At 71.6% G+C, this 17058-nt stretch carries 8 protein-coding genes; 4 read left to right on the top strand and 4 right to left on the bottom strand.

All coding sequences use genetic code 11. From position 1 onward, the window contains the following. Nucleotides 1-423 precede the first annotated feature (423 nt). From LCH29_RS36285 to LCH29_RS36275, 3 genes are all read left to right on the top strand, one after another. Nucleotides 424-7581 carry a LamG-like jellyroll fold domain-containing protein gene (locus LCH29_RS36285; protein ID WP_446465940.1) on the top strand — a complete coding sequence of 2386 codons (7158 nt, stop codon included), beginning with the start codon at nucleotides 424-426 and terminating at the stop codon, nucleotides 7579-7581. A gap of 137 nt (nucleotides 7582-7718) precedes the next feature. Further along, nucleotides 7719-8711 carry a hypothetical protein gene (locus LCH29_RS36280; RefSeq protein ID WP_446465939.1) on the top strand — a complete coding sequence of 331 codons (993 nt, stop codon included), beginning with the start codon at nucleotides 7719-7721 and terminating at the stop codon, nucleotides 8709-8711. A 5-nt stretch (nucleotides 8712-8716) separates the two neighbouring features. Continuing rightward, nucleotides 8717-9367: a hypothetical protein gene (locus LCH29_RS36275; protein ID WP_446465938.1), complete on the top strand. Its 651-nt coding sequence runs from the start codon at nucleotides 8717-8719 to the stop codon at nucleotides 9365-9367. A gap of 105 nt (nucleotides 9368-9472) precedes the next feature. On the opposite strand, the gene LCH29_RS36270 is transcribed toward LCH29_RS36275, so the two are convergent. The 3 genes from LCH29_RS36270 to fmt all read right to left on the bottom strand — a co-directional run bounded on the left by LCH29_RS36270 (nucleotide 9473) and on the right by fmt (nucleotide 13967). Next, a complete protein-coding gene (locus LCH29_RS36270; RefSeq protein WP_446465937.1) occupies nucleotides 9473-10921 on the bottom strand; it encodes an RsmB/NOP family class I SAM-dependent RNA methyltransferase in 1449 nt (482 codons plus the stop codon). 52 nt (nucleotides 10922-10973) lie between these two features. After that, nucleotides 10974-12881, bottom strand: a complete 1908-nt coding sequence (locus LCH29_RS36265) for an ABC transporter ATP-binding protein (RefSeq protein ID WP_446465936.1) — start codon at nucleotides 12879-12881, stop codon at nucleotides 10974-10976. 153 nt (nucleotides 12882-13034) lie between these two features. Further along, complete coding sequence (gene fmt / locus LCH29_RS36260; RefSeq protein WP_446465935.1) at nucleotides 13035-13967, bottom strand: methionyl-tRNA formyltransferase; 933 nt, start codon at nucleotides 13965-13967, stop codon at nucleotides 13035-13037. A 225-nt stretch (nucleotides 13968-14192) separates the two neighbouring features. Between fmt and LCH29_RS36255 the strand changes: the two genes are divergently transcribed. Continuing rightward, nucleotides 14193-14714, top strand: a complete 522-nt coding sequence (locus LCH29_RS36255; RefSeq protein WP_446465934.1) for a hypothetical protein — start codon at nucleotides 14193-14195, stop codon at nucleotides 14712-14714. Nucleotides 14715-14722: 8 nt separating this feature from the next. Here LCH29_RS36255 and LCH29_RS36250 read toward each other — a convergent pair whose 3' ends face one another. Next, nucleotides 14723-16873 (bottom strand): primosomal protein N', encoded by a 2151-nt coding sequence (locus LCH29_RS36250; protein ID WP_446465933.1) that lies wholly within the window; start codon nucleotides 16871-16873, stop codon nucleotides 14723-14725. Between the last annotated feature and the right edge of the window lie 185 nt (nucleotides 16874-17058).

The following is a 17058-nucleotide window of genomic DNA, read 5'->3' as shown; positions in this document are numbered from 1 at the left end:
GACGTGGCATCCGCCGCGCACACGGGGGTTCAGTGACACGCATGAGTCACGTCGCACGCCTGCTCCTCTCCCTGGAGCAGGCGTGCGCGCATGGGCGGGACGAGTTCACCCCGGCCCGACCCGTCGACCGGGCCTCGGCACGACTGTTCCAAGCCTGGGGCATGAGCGCCCCGAAAAATAAAAGCAAGCAACACAAAAAAATCGGGCCCGCACCCCACGCCACAATCTGCGAACAGCGGAGGAACCGACACACGCGCGGATCGCTCTTATTCTTGACTGGCGCGCTCTTGGCTCCGGCAGCGAATAGGCTGACAGCTGTCCGCACAAACAGACCCTGACGTGGCTTCGGCCGCGGCAACCTGCTCTTTTCTCGTGGGAGAAGGTATGAGTTTTCGTCAGGTCGCGACAACGAGCTTTCAAGGAATGGTCATCGCGTTCGCGCGATCCGATTCGCGTTCCACCGGCCGGCAGGGCACCCCTTCGGCTGCCGATGACCTCTACTACAACGTCCTCTCGCTGGACATCAATTCATCCAGCGACGCCGTAGACTGGGACGGATGGCGGCGCCTTGAGATGCCGAACGAAGTGCGCCCGGCCGGGATGCAGCTCATCAACGTCCCGTCGCAGTACGGCGCTCATGACCGCCTGGCGAAGGCAGCCGATGCCAGTGTCCCCTTCCGTGTCGTCAGCAGTCAGGAATACGTGTACCTCCTGAGGCAGACAGTCGGCGGGACGCTGTTGGTGAACCGCTTCCGCCTCGTGCGTCAGGCGTCGCCCGACAACCCGCAGGAGGCCGCATACGTCCTGTCACCGGCCTGGGAGGTACGGTTCCAGCGCAGCGGCAAACCGGACATCCCGTACGACGACACGGATGTCCAAAGCTTCCTGGACCCCGAGCGGGAGCCTTTCGTCGAACCCGCCTATGAGGTGCCCGTCCCGGGCATCACCGACGGCCGCTTCGACGCCGCCCTGTTGCCGCACGGCGACGGCGCCTCGCTCACTTGCACGATCATGGTTGCCCGCGAAACCGATCGGGTCGACGTCTACGAACTCCCGCTGGACGCCGCGGGGCACTTCGTGCTCGACCCGAAGGCGCTGGTCGACGGTCGTCTCGCCGCCGACTTCTCGTTCACGCTCCAAACACCGGACCACGAACCACTGCGACTCTCGGGACGCCCCGCGCTCGCGTACTACCTGAAGCAGGAGCGAGTGCGCTCCGGCGACAGCGATTCGTTCCTGATCAAGCGCGCCGGCCGGCTCATGCTGGCGCTGCGCGCGCAGCCCCCCAACGCAAAGGCGACGCTTGCGACGGTCGACTTCGGCGCGGCTGCCGACGGGACGATCGCGCGGCCGGCGGAGGCGCTGGCCACCGAACCGGTCGGCGTCGCCCCGTACACGCTGGACTTCGACGCCAGCGCGTACGTCGCCCTGCCCGATGTCGAGGTCACCGGGGGATTCGGCTTCGAGCTGTGGCTCTATCCACGGTCGGCCGCCGAACGGCAGCTCGTGCTGGGCAATCCCGACGATCCCGCCGCACCGCGCCTGTCACTGGTGAACGGCACCAGCCTGGAGATCGCCTTCACCGACTCCGCCGGCCACCGGCTCACCGCGCGCACGGGCACGTTGGCCGTGCGGCGCGAGGCATGGAGCCATGTCCGGGTTGATTTCGACCCTCATCGCGAGGCCGGCGCCCGCTTCGTCATCCGCGTGAACGACAACGATCTCCCGTATGAGGAATCCGGCAGCACCGGGACCACACCCGGCGGCGCCCCGATCACGAGGCTCAGCGCGCCCAAGGAGGGCTTCGTCGGAGCGCTCGACTCGGTCGCGATCTACGATGCCGCAGGCTTCCACGCGGACCACCTGGTCGGCGTCTGGTCCCTGGACACGGTCGTCTACGCCGACGCCCATGAGACGCCCCTCGATCCGCCCCTCACGCCCAACAGCGCGCACCCGGATGACCCGAGCACGTACGGCAAGGTGTTCGGTGCCCGCCTCGTGCCGTCGACCAGCCCCGACGCCACCGGAAACGGCGGAGCGCTGTCTTTCGACGAGCGCGGGCTGTCGGTCGTCGCGAGCCACTTCGAGCATCTGGACACCTTCGGCGATCTGGCGTCCTCGCCGGCCCTTCTGGCCGGGACCGACGGCCTGCTGCGCTGCTACTTCCAAGGCCGCGACGACCGCCTCAGCGTGATGCAACTGGATGTGGAGGCCGCCCGCGCGGTCTTCGAAGCCACGTGGAAGGCGGCCGCCGACGCCTCCCGGACCGGACCGGTGCAGTTCGTCGCAGCACAGGCCGGCGCGTTCATGAACAGTGCCGCGATCACGATCGGCGATCCGGCAGGTGGACCCCGGGAAGCCTTCTGCGACGTGACGCTGACCTCGCCCTCGGGCCGGACCGAGACCTGGCGCGGCGTGCCGCGCAGTCTGGTGCCGTTCGCGCTCGCGCTCAACGGCGAAGCGGTCCGCGACCCCAGCGACCCGCGGTCGGCCACCGGTGCCGCCACGTACTACGACGCGTCCGGAACCCGTACCGCCGCGTACGTCCCGCTCATCGATACCGCGAACGCCGCGCTGGCCGGCTTCGTCACCCGCCACGTGGAGCGCCTGCCGCTGGCGTCCGTCGTCGCCACCAGCGCCTCCGACGACCTGCTCGACCTGACCTTCACCCACATGGTGCCGCGGTGGCCGGGCGTATCACTGGAGCACGTCTGGCGCGAAGTGCCGACGCACGTCCAAGAGGCGCTGCGCGTCCTCAGGGGCGCGTCCACCACGTACGCGTACGCCTCCAGCACCGCCTCCAACGTCCGCACCTACAGCATCACCGCCGGGTCCGGCACGACAGGGGCCAACACCGTCGCCCTCTTCACCCGGCCGACCGTGGAATCGGTCGAGCACATCATCGTGCGCGACGACATCAACACCGACCTGTGCACCGTCGAGCTCTCCTTGACCGAGTCCGGCGCCGCCCACACCGCGATCTGGACCCGTGTGCCGCGCCGCCAGGACCTGTTCGCGGCCACGATCGAGGGCACCAACGGCGACTACGACTACGCCGCGCTCGCCAGCGGTGATCACCGTGCGGTCGGTGACGCCCTGATCGTCATCACCAACGGCAGCCCCGCCGCGGTCGACGACATCACCCTCACCTCGGAGAGCGGACGGCTTCCGCCCGACGCCGACCTCCGCGTTCACGGAAGCCTGGTCGAGGCGATCGTCACCGCTCCGGTGTCCGCCGCCGACAGGCTGTCCGCCCCCGGCACCGTCGAGGCACGGGCGTTCCAGAGCGCCCACGCGATCCTCGACGGCGAGGAGAAGCCGATCACCGGTGGTTCGGAGCTGCTCCGGACCCACCTGGCAGCGCTGCCGGACCAGGGTTCGGTGGGTCTCGTCGGCAACACGACCGGCTTCACCGACGGCACCGCCGTCCTCGTCCGCCAAGGCATCAACGGCGGTTGGCGCAACCGCCCCGACCAACGGACCCTGTCGTTCAATTGGGACGGCTACGTCAGCTTCCCCACCGATGAGGCCTCCGCCCCCAACATCAGCGCTCTCACCCTCCAGGGCGATCTCAGCCTTGAGCTGTGGTGCCGGCCGCAGCGCTCGACGATGGACATCTTCCGGCCCCATCAGCGGCTGCTCACCTTCGCCCGCACTCCGACCGCCGCCGAGGGCGGCGATCGGGTGCGCTACCTCGCCGGACTCCGGGACTGCCCCAGCCTGAGGACGAACAGCGGCACCACCCTCCGCAAGGGCTACACCACCACCCGAGGCACGTTCTCCACGTGGTTCAGCCCGATCGCGACCGACGGTGTGGTCAGGCCCGGCACCATCGGGTCGTTGTCGATGCTCGGCATGGCCACGCCGGTGGTGTCCATCTCGGTCGACGGCGATCAGCACGTCCGTGCCGAGTTCACTCTCGACGGCCAGGCGGCCCCCATGATCTCGGCACAGAAGGTGACCGCCGACGAGTGGTACCAGGTGGCGCTGCCATGGTCGGTGGAGGAGACATCGTCCCCGCAAGCCGGGACACACAGCTATGTCTTCACGGCCGGCCTCTACCTGAACGGGCTCCTGGTCGCCCGTCAGAAATGGACCTGCACCGTGCGTGACAAGCTCGATCTGGTCACCATGGTGATCGGAGCGATCGATCCCGGCACCCGTCCCACGCTGCTCATGCGGGTCAACGAAGCCGCGTTCTTCGCCCGCCCGCTCACCAAGATGGAGATCGGCCATTACCACGAACAGCGGATCCCCGACAACGCCGCGGACCTGATGTGGAAGTGGATGCTCCTTGAGGGCAAAGGCGACAGCGCCCGGAACAGCGCCGCCACCGGGCCGGGCTTCAACGGCGCCATCAAACCGAGCGCGACCTGGGAGAAATACGGACTGTACACGCGCCCGGTCCTGGGCCACGGGAACACCATCGCCGTCCTGGCGGGCGAACCGATCATCCACGGCTGGTCGCACCTGGCGATGGTCCGCCAAGCCGGCTCAGCACTGGCACTGGCGGGGGCCGACTACGTCGAGTGCGGGCACGATGCGACCACCGACCTCAGCGACAAGTTCTCCCTCGAAACATGGGTCGAGCCCGCCCCCTCCACGGCCCCGCCGCAGCCGGTGACCATCCTGGGGAAGGGCGACGACTATGAACTCACCACCACCCACGAGGGCTCGCCACGGTTCGCGGTGAACGTGAAGATCGGTGGCACGGCGCGGATCATGGAGGTGTGCGGGACCGAACAGCTCACCGCGGGAGCCGCCCACCACCTCGCCGCCACCTACGACATGGTGACGGTCACACCCGCCGCGTCCACCGGGAGCCAAGGCCCCGCCGAGCCCCGGTACGAGGTCCACCTGGCCCTCTGGGTGGACGGCGAGCTCGTCGCCTCGAACCGGACGACGGAGGGAACATACCCCCAGTACACCGACATCGTGGAGCGGGTCTCGTCACCCGCCGATCTCAACCTCGGACGCAGCTCGTCCCACGGGGGGTCGCGCCACCTGACCGGCTTCCTGTCCGACACCCGGCTGTGGACGCGCGTCCTGAGCGCCACCGAGATCGCCGACACCCACACGTCCCGGCACGCGCCGTCGAACCACGACGGCCTGGTGTCCTGGTGGCGTTTCAACGAACGCGCCGGCCGGATCGCCTTCGACGTCCAGGGCAACAACGACGCCCGGCTCAATCGTAGCGATCTGCGCGTCGGCTACCAGCCGACGTCGGTGAACACCTTCTACGTCAACGGCCGGGCCGCGGCCCCGACCTGGGCGGACGGGCCCGCCTCGGTCGGCGGCTACCCGGCAGGCGATCAGTTCGCCTTCGGACAGATGACGGGCGAAGCCTCGGTCGGCTTCCACGGCCAACTCGACTCGGTGCGCGTCTGGGACACCCAGCTCACCGGCGAGCAGATCGCCGACTCGATGAACCGCGAACTGGCGGGCGACGAAAGCCACCTGGTGGGGCTGTGGACCTTCGACAACGGCTCGGGCCCGGTGGTCGAGGATGCCACGGGGCGTGGCAACACCGGACGGCTCACCGGCACCACCACACCGGTGTGGTCCGAGTCCACCGCGCCCCTGGGCAATGAGGCCGACGGGGTGATGAACATCCTCGGCGGAGTCCCCTCCCCGAGCCATGACACCACCACCGAGACCCCGTCCGTGATCGAGTACGCGGATCTGCAACGCGACGCCTACGGCACACTGTTCAGCGTCATGAAACGCGCCTACGTCTCGGTCGACGAGGGCGCGCTGCAACTCGTCACCGGCTACAAGGTGGGCGACCTCGACACGGTCTACCTGGGCCGGGCCCAGTCCGAACCCAGCCTGATCGGCTTCATCGAGGGCGGGCCTCCGATCCCGAGCGAGAACCAGACCATGCCGTTGTGGAAGAACGGCGGCAGCGACCTCAACGGTTACGTCGGTACCACCTCGGTGACATTCGAGGAGGCCGATGAGGTCAGTTACGTCTACGACTCGACCCGCGACACCTCCAGCACCCATGCGTTCACCGGGAAGGCCGGCGCATACGCCAACGGCGCGTACAACGCATCGGTCGGGCTCGGCGCCGAGGTGGAGTCCCCCATTTTCAAGTTCGAGGGCCACATCGGCGGCCAAGGCGGCTTCGACTTCGTCGACCAGGACAGTGAAGGCGTGGGCCGCTCCAGCGGCACCACGGTGACCATGCCGTCCACCCTCAGACCCGGGGGCGCCTGGGAGCCCGGCGACCAGCCCGACAAGTGGCTCAACCCCACGGTCGGGCGCCGGTTCATCCCCGCCAACACCGGTATGGCGCTGGTCAAATCGCTCACCGTCGACGTCTACGCCGCCATCCTCACCACCACGCGCTCGACGGTGAACGTCACCACCAGTCCGAACCCGGACATCCCCGAGGACATCAACATCCTCACCTTCCCCATCGACCCGGCGTATGTGAAGAACGGAACGCTCGACGGCAAAGTCGGCCTGAGGAATGATCCGGCGTTTCCCCACGCCGACGCCGGGCAGGGCAGCTACTTCAAACCACTTGAGGCAATCACCCTCAAACAGCGCATCGAGCGCGAGCAGGCCCGGCTGAGCGCCTACTACCAGCAGTTCGACGTCCACGACTACGCGCAGCGCCTGCGCGGCAGCGGCGACTGGAGAGATTACCGCGCGGCCCAGCGCGCGAACGCCGCCTATGACTGGGCCGCCCACCTCGCCAAGCGCAACCTGGTCAACACCTACGTCTGGACGGCCGCCGGGGGCAGCTACGCCGAGCAGATGTCGACGATGAACGTCTACACCGAGTCCTACGGCGCGCTGTCCTCACGCACCGGGAAAGCGGGGGCCGTCTTCGACATCGAGATGTCGTTCCCCGTCTGGGGGTTCTACCTCGATTTCGACTACCTCTACAGCTGGGCCACCGAGGTCAACGTGGTGCGCAGCAAGGAGACATCGGCGGCGTTCAGCCTGAGCGCCACCGCCGAGCCCGACGGCTTCCTCAGCGCCCCGCAGATCGACGGCGACCAGATCACCTTCTCGTCCCAGCCGGCCGAGGGCAAGGTGGACGGCTACCGGTATCTCGCCTTCTACCTGGCGCCGACCACCGACAACTTCGACGAACTGCGCGATCGCGTGATCGATCCCGCGTGGTACAGGGGGAGCCGGGACCCGGCCGCGGTGGCACTGCGCGAGGCCACGGCCGCCGCCAACGGCGCATGGCGCGTGCTGTACCGGGTCACCCACGTCAGCCGCATCCCCCCGCGGTTCCAGCCGGTCCCCGATCAGACTCCGGTCCCCCCCATCGATCCCCCGGCCAATGCCGAGGACAACGCGCTCCTGACCGCACTGGTCGAGCAGGCGGTCGGCAAGCCCGATCCCAGCCCACTGGAGATCGGCGCGGGAATCAGCGCCGTGATCGGCACGGCCGAGCGGCCCGGACCACTGGCCGCCCTCCTCCCGTGGTGGCAGCAGTTCCTCGCCGACGCGGGCGACTACCGGCTGCCGGCCGGCACCATCCTGCGTGCCTTCCGGGAGGACCTGCTGCGCTACATGATCGCCACCTACGCGGTGCGGGCGGCCGGCCTCCGAAGCTAGCCACCGAGACGCTGGTGCGGCAGACCCACTGTCCCGCCCCCCCATGCGCCTCATCGAGCCCCGTACGTCCCGCCGGCCGGGCGGGTGCCGCGCACACGCCCGATCCACCGGCCAACTCACCTCCACAAGGAGAAGTCATGGCAGCCACCGACTGGAACGACCTGTACGTCCGGACCTCGTTGGACGAGACCGGCCCGGCTCAGCGAGCCGGTGCGCTCGGCTCGCCCGACATCATCCCGGTGGGGACCTCACCCAAACCCTGGCAGGACTACGCCACCGAGGACAGCTACAAGCGGTATTACCAGGAGGCATTCCTGGAGCACAAGCCGAACTACGTCTACGTCCGGGCCAGGAACTCCTCGAAGATGGAAAGCGCCACCGGAAGAGCCAGACTGGTGATGTGCGATCCTGCGGTCGTCCTGTGGCCGGGCGGCTCCGACTGGACGCCGATCAACACCTCGACCGGCAGTGATCACTGCGTTCTGGAGGAGATCGAGCCCGGCACGATCGGCGTCACCCAGGACCCGTTCGAAGTGGTTCCCGAGACCTCCGGCCACCGCTGCCTGGTCACCTGGCTGTCGACCGCGAAGCATTCCTGCCCGGACAACCCTGGGAGGATCACGGAGGTCGACAAGCTGGTGGCCTTCCTCAAAGATCACCCGAACTACGCCCATCACAACATCGACGTGGTTCCCGACACCACCGGCGTGCACACCTTCAGCCGGCCCTTCACGAGCGGTGATCAGCCCGCCAAGTGGGTCTTCACCCTCAAGGTCACCCAGTGCAAGGGCTACGAAGTTTCCTTCTCATGCGGCACCAGACTGGCCACTGGCCAGTACATCCGGCTCGACCCGGTCACCGTCACCACCAATGACGAAATCGGACTGACGATCGACCGCGATGTCGAAGCGGGCTTCGACTCCACGATCTCCTACACGTTCGATCAGAAGAACCTCCCGCTGCGCCCCGGCTTCAAAGTCGAGTTCAAGGCGGCTCGCGCACTGCCGAAGAGCCATCCGTTGCACGCGTACGGCTACCGCTACCACACGTGGGACCGCGAAAAAGGTCTCACGCTCAGCGACCACACGGCATTTGACGTAGGCAGTCTCGTCGTCGTCGGAAAGAGCTGATGATCATGACGAACACCGTGTACCCCACCCCCTCGTTCCAGTACCAGGGCGCGGCCCTGACCCTGTCCTCCTTCCGGCTCGGCCCGGTGCAGCTGGGCACGGCGCGCGCGCTCGGCACCAACTACGCCACGAACCCCACACTGAAGATCCCCGACATCAGGATCCGCCCGGTCAGCGAGCGCGTGCAGGACAGGGATCCGTGCACCACGTCCTTCGCGGTGTACTACACCCAGTACCGCACCGACCCGAGTGACGGCAGGGAGTACCGCATGGTGTTCCGTGTGACCTCCGATCGGCGCGGTGGTGTCATCGGGACCGGGGTATCGCTCGATGTCGACTCGAACTACCCCGAGATCGACATGGCGATCCCGCGCTTCACGTTCGAGCAACCCGGCTTCGGGATGCTCAAAGAAGAGGTCCTGCCCGCCGACTACCAGGCCACCCTCACCGTGCGGGTGTGGAACGGCGAGGCGGACATCGCGCTCGACGGCTGGCTGATGCTCGAGTGCGGCTACTACCGGAACGGTGAGCGCGGCGCGAGCGAAACCGGCTCGTCCGACAGCAGCGATCTGATCGCGGTCGGCCGCGCCTCACTGTTCCCCTCGTGCTCCACCGGGTCCCGCGTGCTCGGCGACGCGTACCGCACCACGGGGTGACACCTGCCTGATCGACTCGGCCGCCGGCGCACACCGGGGAAACACCCCGGGCCGGTGGTCGAGACCGTTCCACGAGCGCCGAGCCCGCGGCGAGGCTCACAGAAGTCAGGCCGTGCGGCGCAGCAGGGCCAGGTACATGGCGTCGGTGCCGTGGAGGTGGGGCCACAGCTGGACGTCGGGGCCCTCGCCGAGGGCGGGGACTCCGGGCATCAGGGGGCGGGCGTCGATCCACTCCGCCGTGGCGCCCTGGCCCTTGCGGGCCTCCCCCAGCACGTCGTCGACCACGGCGCGGGTCTCGGCGGGGTGCGGGGAGCAGGTCGCGTAGCCGACGACGCCGCCGATGCGTACGGCGGCCAGCGCCTCGCGCAGCAGGCCGCGCTGGAGCGGGGCGAACCCGGCCAGATCCTCGGGGCGGCGGCGCCAGCGCGCCTCGGGTCGGCGGCGCAGCGCGCCGAGGCCGGTGCACGGCACGTCGACCAGCACCCGGTCGAAGCTCTCCGGCCGCCACGGCGGCCGGGTGCCATCGGCGGCGATCACCTGGTAGGGGCCGGGGTTTCCGGCGAGGGCCCGCTCCACCAGCCGGGCCCGGTGCGGCTGCTTCTCGGCGGCCAGCAGGGCGGCGCCGCGCTCCGCGGCGAGCGCGCCGAGCAGCGCGGCCTTGCCGCCGGGGCCCGCGCAGCCGTCCAGCCAGCGCCGGTCGGGGCCGTCCAGCGGGGCGGCCGCGAGCGCGAGGGCGACGAGCTGGCTGCCCTCGTCCTGCACCCCGGCACGCCCCTCGCGGACCGCGTCCAGCGCGCCGGGTTCGCCGCCCTCGGCGAGCCGGACGGCGTACGGGGACCAGCGGCCCGGCAGCGCGGACTCCTCGCCGACGGCGTCGACCAGTTCGTCGGGGGCGGCGCGGCCGGGGCGGGCGACGAGGGTGACCTCGGGCCGCTGGTTGTCGGCCTCCAGCAGGTCCTCGATCCCGGCCCGGCCGCCGCCGAGCGCGTCCCACAGGGCCGAGACGATCCAGCGCGGATGCGCGTGCACGACGCCGAGATGGTCCTCGGGGTCCTTGTCGTACGGCGGGGCGACCCGCTCCAGCCAGGTGTCGAGGTCGGCGGCGGCGATCTTGCGCAGCACCGCGTTGACGAACTTGGCGCGCCCGTCGCCGAGCACCACCCGGGCCAGCTCGACGCTCGCGGAGACGGCGGCGTGGGTGGGGATGCGGGTGCCCAGCAGCTGATGGGCACCCAGGCTCAGCACGTCGAGGACGGGCGGGTCCACCTCGCGCAGCGGACGGTCCACGCATTCGGCGATGATCGCGTCGTAGGTGCCCTGGAGGCGCAGGGTGCCGTAGACCAGCTCGGTGGCGAGCGCCGCGTCCCGGGCGTCGAAGCCGCCGTCCTCCCGCGCCTTGCGGAGCAGGGGCGGGAGGACGAGGTTGGCGTACGCGTCCCGTTCGTCGACGGCCCGCAGCGCCTCGAAGGCGAGGATCCGTACGGGGTCCTTCTGCGGTCGGCGGTAGGGCTTGCCGGGGCGGCTGCGACGGGGAGGGCCGGGCTGGGGGCTCACGGGAAATGTGCTCCGGAAGGTATGGGGTGATCAGCACACCAGCCTACGCCGCTCAGCTCAGCGCCTTGGCCGCCTCCCCAGCCATCCCCGCCTCCGGGGGGTGCCGTTCGAACTGGGTGCGGTACAGCTCCGCGTAGCGCCCCTCGGCGGCGAGCAGCGCGTCGTGGGTGCCGCGCTCCACGATCCGGCCGTCCTCCACGACGAGGATGAGGTCCGCCGCCCGCACCGTGGACAGCCGGTGGGCGATCACCACCGCGGTCCGCCCGTCCAGGGCCTCGGCGAGGGCTTCCTGCACGGCGGCCTCGGAGGTGGAGTCCAGATGGGCGGTGGCCTCGTCGAGGAGCACCACCCGGGGTCGGGCGAGCAGCAGCCGGGCGATGGTCAGCCGCTGGCGCTCGCCGCCGGAGAGGCGGTAGCCGCGTTCGCCGACGACCGTGTCGAGACCGTCCGCGAGCGACGCGATCAGCCCGTCCAGCCGGGCCCGGCGCAGCACCTCCCACAGCTCCTCCTCGGCAGCCCCGGGGCGGGCCAGCAGCAGGTTGGCGCGGATCGTGTCGTGGAAGAGGTGGCCGTCCTGGGTGACCATGCCGAGGGCTTCGCGCAGCGAGGCGGCGGTCAGGTCGCGGACGTCGACGCCGGACAGCCGGACGGCGCCCGCGTCGGTGTCGTAGAGGCGCGGCAGCAGTTGCGCGATGGTCGACTTGCCCGCACCGGAGGATCCCACCAGGGCGACCATCTGGCCGGGTTCGGCGCGGAAGGACACGTCGTGCAGCACCTGGACTCCGCCGCGGGTGTCCAGGTGGGCGACCTCCTCCAGGGAGGCGAGCGACACCTTGTCGGCGGACGGATAGCCGAAGTCGACGTGGTCGAACTCCACCGACACCGGCCCGTCCGGGACCTGCCGGGCGTCCGGCTTCTCGGTGATCAGCGGCTTCAGGTCGAGCACCTCGAAGACCCGCTCGAAGCTGACGAGGGCGCTCATCACCTCGACCCGTGCCCCGGCCAGCGCGGTCAGCGGCGCGTACAGCCGGGTGAGCAGCAGCGCGAGGGAGACGACGGCGCCGGGGTTGAGGCTGCCGCGCAGCGCGTAGTAGCCGCCGAGGCCGTAGACGAGGGCCAGGGCCAGGGCGGAGACGAGGGTCAGCGCGGTGACGAACGAGACCTGGACCATGGCCGTACGGACGCCGATGTCGCGCACCCGGCGGGCCCGCGCGGCGAATTCGGCGGACTCCTCGGCAGGGCGGCCGAAGAGCTTCACCAGCGTCGCGCCGGGCGCGGAGAACCGCTCGGTCATCTGGGTGCCCATCGCGGCGTTGTGGGCCGCCGCCTCGCGCCGCAGCCTGGCGAGCCTGCGGCCGACCCGGCGGGCGGGCAGCAGGAAGATCGGCAGGATCAGCAGCGCGAGCAGGGTGATCTGCCAGGAGATGCCGACCATCACGACGAACGTGAGCAGCAGCGTCACCGCGTTGCTCACCACTCCGGAGAGGGTGTCGCTGAACGCCCGCTGCGCGCCGATCACATCATTGTTGAGGCGGCTGACCAGCGCACCGGTGCGGGTGCGGGTGAAGAACGCGACCGGCATCCGCTGCACATGGTCGAAGACGGCGGTGCGCAGATCGAGGATCAGCCCCTCGCCGATGTTCGCGGACAGCCGCCGGGTCAGCAGCCCGCCCGCCGCCTCGGCCACGGCGATGGCGGCGATCAGCCCGGCAAGACCGAGGACCGTGGACTCGTGCGCATGGCGGTCGATCGCGTTCACCACCCGGCCCGCGAGCAGCGGGGTGGCGACCGCGGTCACCGCCACCACCGTGCTCAGCAGGACGAACAGCAGCAGCGGGCGGCGGTGGGGGCGGGCGAAGGCCCCGATGCGGCGCAACGTCGCGCGGGAGAAGGGCCGCCGGTCGTCGCTGGCGTGGCTGGCCTGGTACAGGGAATGCCACGCGGTGACTTCCATGCTCATCGCGCACCTCCGAAGGGTTCGGGGTGCCGCCACGGTGATTACGCCGGTGGGTCCGGACCGGCGGCACGTATCAAGGACGGTAGAACTTGAACCAAGGTTGAGGTCAACGCTCCGGCTTCCCGGCGCGCCGCGCCCGCCCCCTTCGGCCGCCCGTCAGCCGCCGAGGCGCTCGCCCTCGGCGATCCGCACGCCACGGGCCCAGTCCGCCGCGGGCATCGGCTTCTTGCCCTGCGGCCGGACCCAGGTCAGCTCCACGGCATGGCTGCCCGTGCCCGCGTACACCGCCTTCTTGGTCGCGGCGAGCGCACCGGGGGCCAGATCCGTACGGTCCGCCACCGGCGCCGCCGAGACCACCTTCAGCCGCTCCCCGCGGAACGTCGTCCACGCGCCCGGCGCCGGGGCGCACGCCCGCACCAGCCGGTCGACCCGCAGCGCGGGCGCCGACCAGTCGATCTCGGCGTCCTCGACGTTGATCTTCGGGGCGAGCGAGACGCCCTCCGCGGACTGCGGCACCGCCCGCAGCGAACCGTCCTCGATGCCGTCCATCGTCGCCGCGAGCAGCCCGGCCCCGGCGAAGGCCAGCCGGGTCAGCAGATCGCCGCTGGTGTCGGTGGGCCGTACGTCCTCGGTCACCACCCCGTACACCGGGCCCGAGTCCAGCCCCTCCTCGATCTGGAACGTCGACGCCCCGGTCACCTCGTCGCCCGCGAGCACCGCGTGCTGCACCGGCGCCGCACCGCGCCACGCGGGCAGCAGCGAGAAGTGCAGATTGACCCAGCCGTGCGCCGGGACCTCCAGCGCCGCCTTGGGCAGCAGCGCGCCGTACGCCACCACCGGGCAGCAGTCCGGGGCGATCTCGGCGAGCCGGGCCAGGAAGTCCGCGTCCCGCGGCTTGCCCGGCTTCAGCACCTCGATGCCCGCCTCCTCGGCCCGCTCCGCGACCGGGCTGGCCACCAGCCGACGGCCGCGCCCGGCGGGCGCGTCGGGACGGGTCACGACGGCCACCACCTCGTGCCGGTCGGACGCGATCAGTGCGTCCAGCGCGGGCAGGGCGACCTCGGGGGTACCGGCGAAGACGAGCCTCATGGGTGGCGAACGACCTCTCATACAGGGCGGAGAACGGCAGAAACGCGACCTCAGTCTATGGTCCGACACCCCAGGGGGCGTACGGGCCGACTCCCGCACGCCCCGGACCGTGACCGACGGGCGGGTGCCGCGTTGGTCAAGAGAGATTGACCGCGCCGGGCCGCACCCCGCGGCCCGGCGCCCTTCCCGCCCGCCCCCTTCACCGCCGGTTCGAGAGGCTTGTTCATGGCCGACCACGCAACTCACGACGCCCAGGCACGGGCCAGCCTGCACCTCCTGGTCCGGGACATCGAGCGGGTCCGCCGACAGGTGGACGCGCTGCGCACCCTCACCGCCCAGCTCGGCAACGTCTACCGGCCGCGGCGCACCGGACCGTCCGCGGGCTTCGTCGTCTACGGCCGCGCCCCGGCACCCACCGTGCGGCTCGCCCAGGAGCTGCGGGACAGCGTCGAGACCCTGGTCACCGCCGCGGTCGACTTCGACCGCTCGCTCGGCTTCTCGTGGGACGCGGTGGGCTCGGCGCTCGGCGTCACCAAGCAGGCGGTGCACCGCCGTTACGGCTCCCGCCGCGCCTCGGCGACGACCACCGCGGAGGGCGGCGAGGCCCCGGCGGGGCACGGCGCCGAGCCCGCCGCCGTGCCGCCGGTCCCGTCCGTACCGGCCGCTCGTTCCGTCCTCCCCCCGCAGTCCGCCCCGCCCCTCCCCGAGGCTCGCCCCGGCGTGTTCCCGGGCCCCCGCAACGGTTGAGCAGCCTCTCAACCGATGTCCAGCGGGTCGACCCGGACCGTCGGGTCCTTGTCGCCGCGGGCCAGTCGGAGCGCCTTGGCCTCCTTGACGGCCGCGGCCAGGGCACGGCCCTGGCCCGGGGGCACCCGCAGCAGGGCGCGCTCCCACTGCGCTCCGGGCGGCGGGTCGCCGGGGCGGCGCGGGCGGCCCGGTGGGGTGGGGGGCAGCGGCACCGGGCCCAGGGTCTCGGTCCCCTCCGGCAGCGGAGCCGAGGCGATCAGCTCGGCCACCGCCTCCCCGGGTCCGGCCACCGCCGCCATCCGGGAGACCGGCGGGAAGCCCAGCTGGGACCGCTCGGCGAGTTCGCGGGCCGCGTAACCGGCCGGATCCCACCGCACCAGCGCCTGGACGGGCCGCTGCGTCGGTTCGGCCGTCACCACGACGAGACCGCCGTCCTCCTGCCCCCGGACCAGCGCGGCCGCTTCCAGCCAGCGGCGCAGCGCGTCCTCGCCCGCGCGCAGGTCGGGGCGGCCGAGCAGGGCCCAGCCGTCGAGCAGCAGGGCGGCCGCGTAGCCGCCCTCGGCGACCGGTTCGGCGCCCGGGGTGCTGACGACGAGCGACGGGCGGTCGGGCACGGTGTCCAGGACGTGGTCCCGGCCCGAGGTGCGGACCGGGACGGCGGGAAAGGCGCGGCCCAGCTCCTCCGCGGTGCGCCGGGCGCCCACGATGCTCGCCCGCAGCCGTCCGCCCCCGCACTCGGCGCAGTGCCAGGCGGTCTCGGCCCGCCCGCACCAGCCGCAGGCCAGCCGGTCCGCGTCGCGCGCCTCCAGGGGACCCGCGCAGCGGCGGCAGCGGGCGGGCTCGCGGCAGCGCTCGCACGCCAGCCGGGGTACGTACCCCCGGCGCGGCACCTGCACCAGCACCGGGCCGCGGTTCAGCGCCTCCCGCACGGTCTGCCAGGCGAGCGTGGGCAGCCGGGCGGCGCGGGCCTCGGCGTCCCGGGCCACCTCGCCCTCGTCCACGGTGCGGATCAGCGGGGCCGCCGCGCGGACCTGCTCGCGGTCGGCCTCCAGGGGGCGGGCCCAGCCGTTCTCCACCAGCTGGGCGGCTTCCACGGTGCGGCCGAGGTCGCCCAGCAGGAAGCCCGTCTTCTCGTGGACGGCGCGCAGCAGCAGCACGTCGCGGGCGTGCGGCTGCGGGGCGTGGTCGTCGCTGTGGCTCTGGTCGCCGTCGTCCCAGATCCCCACCAGGCCGAGGTCGCGGACCGGCGCGAACATGGCCGCCCGGGTGCCGACGACGGCCCGCACCGACCCGCGGCTGACCGCCAGCCACCGCCGGTAGCGCTCCTCGGGCCCGAGGTCCGCGGTGAGCAGCACATGGCGCCCCGCGCCGCCGAGCGCCCGGGTGAGCGCCGCGTCGACCCGGGCGGCGGTGCGCCCGTCCGGTACGACGACGAGCGCGCCGCGCCCGGAGGAGAGGGTGGCGGCGACCGCGGCGGCCCACTCGTCCGGCCAGTGCGGTCCGGGCAGCGCGGTCCATACGGCCCGGGGCGTGCCGCCGCCCGCGAGCGCCTCCAGGAATCCGGGCCCGGCCGGGTAGCGGGCCCAACTGCCGGGGGCGGGCGGCCCGGGCGGGGGCAGCGGCGGCGGGGAGGTCTCGGACTCGGCGCGGACGTTCCGCTTGGGCATGGCCAGCTGGAGGACGTCGGCGAGCGATCCGGCGTACCGGTCGGCGACGGCGCGGCACAGCGCGAGCAGCCCCGGCCCGAGCACCGGCTCGGGCGAGACGACCTGGGCGATGGCGGCCAGCGGCCCGCGGTAGTCGGACTCGGCGACCCGCTCGACGATGTACCCGTCGAGCAGTCCGCCGCCCTCGCGCCGCCCCTCGCGCACCTTGCCGGTCCCGGCCCCGAACCGCACCCGCACCCGCACCCCGGGCCGGGCGTCGGCGTCCATCTCGGCCGGGACCGCGTAGTCCCACAGCTTGTCGAGGTGCACCGGGCCCTTGTCCACGAGCACCTTGGCCACCGGCCGCTCCGTGGCCAGCGCGGCTCCCCGCCAGGTCCGCGGCTTGGCCCGCGGCACCTTGGCCTTGCGCACGCTGTCCCGGATGAGCGCGAGCTGCTCACCCCCCTGCGGCTCCTCCGCCGGGGCCTTGCGCTGCTCGTCGTCCCTGCTCACAGATCAAGTCTTAGCAGAGGACTCGGACATGCGAGGGCCCGGACGCCGCAAGGGCGTCCGGGCCTTCGGTCAGACTGTGGCCGGTTGTTTACAGACCGGCCGCCGCGCGGAGGGCGTCGACGCGGTCGGTGCGCTCCCAGGTGAAGTCGGAGTCCTCGCGGCCGAAGTGGCCGTAGGCCGCCGTC

It is taken from the genome of Streptomyces sp. BRA346 (genome assembly GCF_052851135.1).
This window is presented reverse-complemented; position numbering and strand designations above follow the sequence as displayed.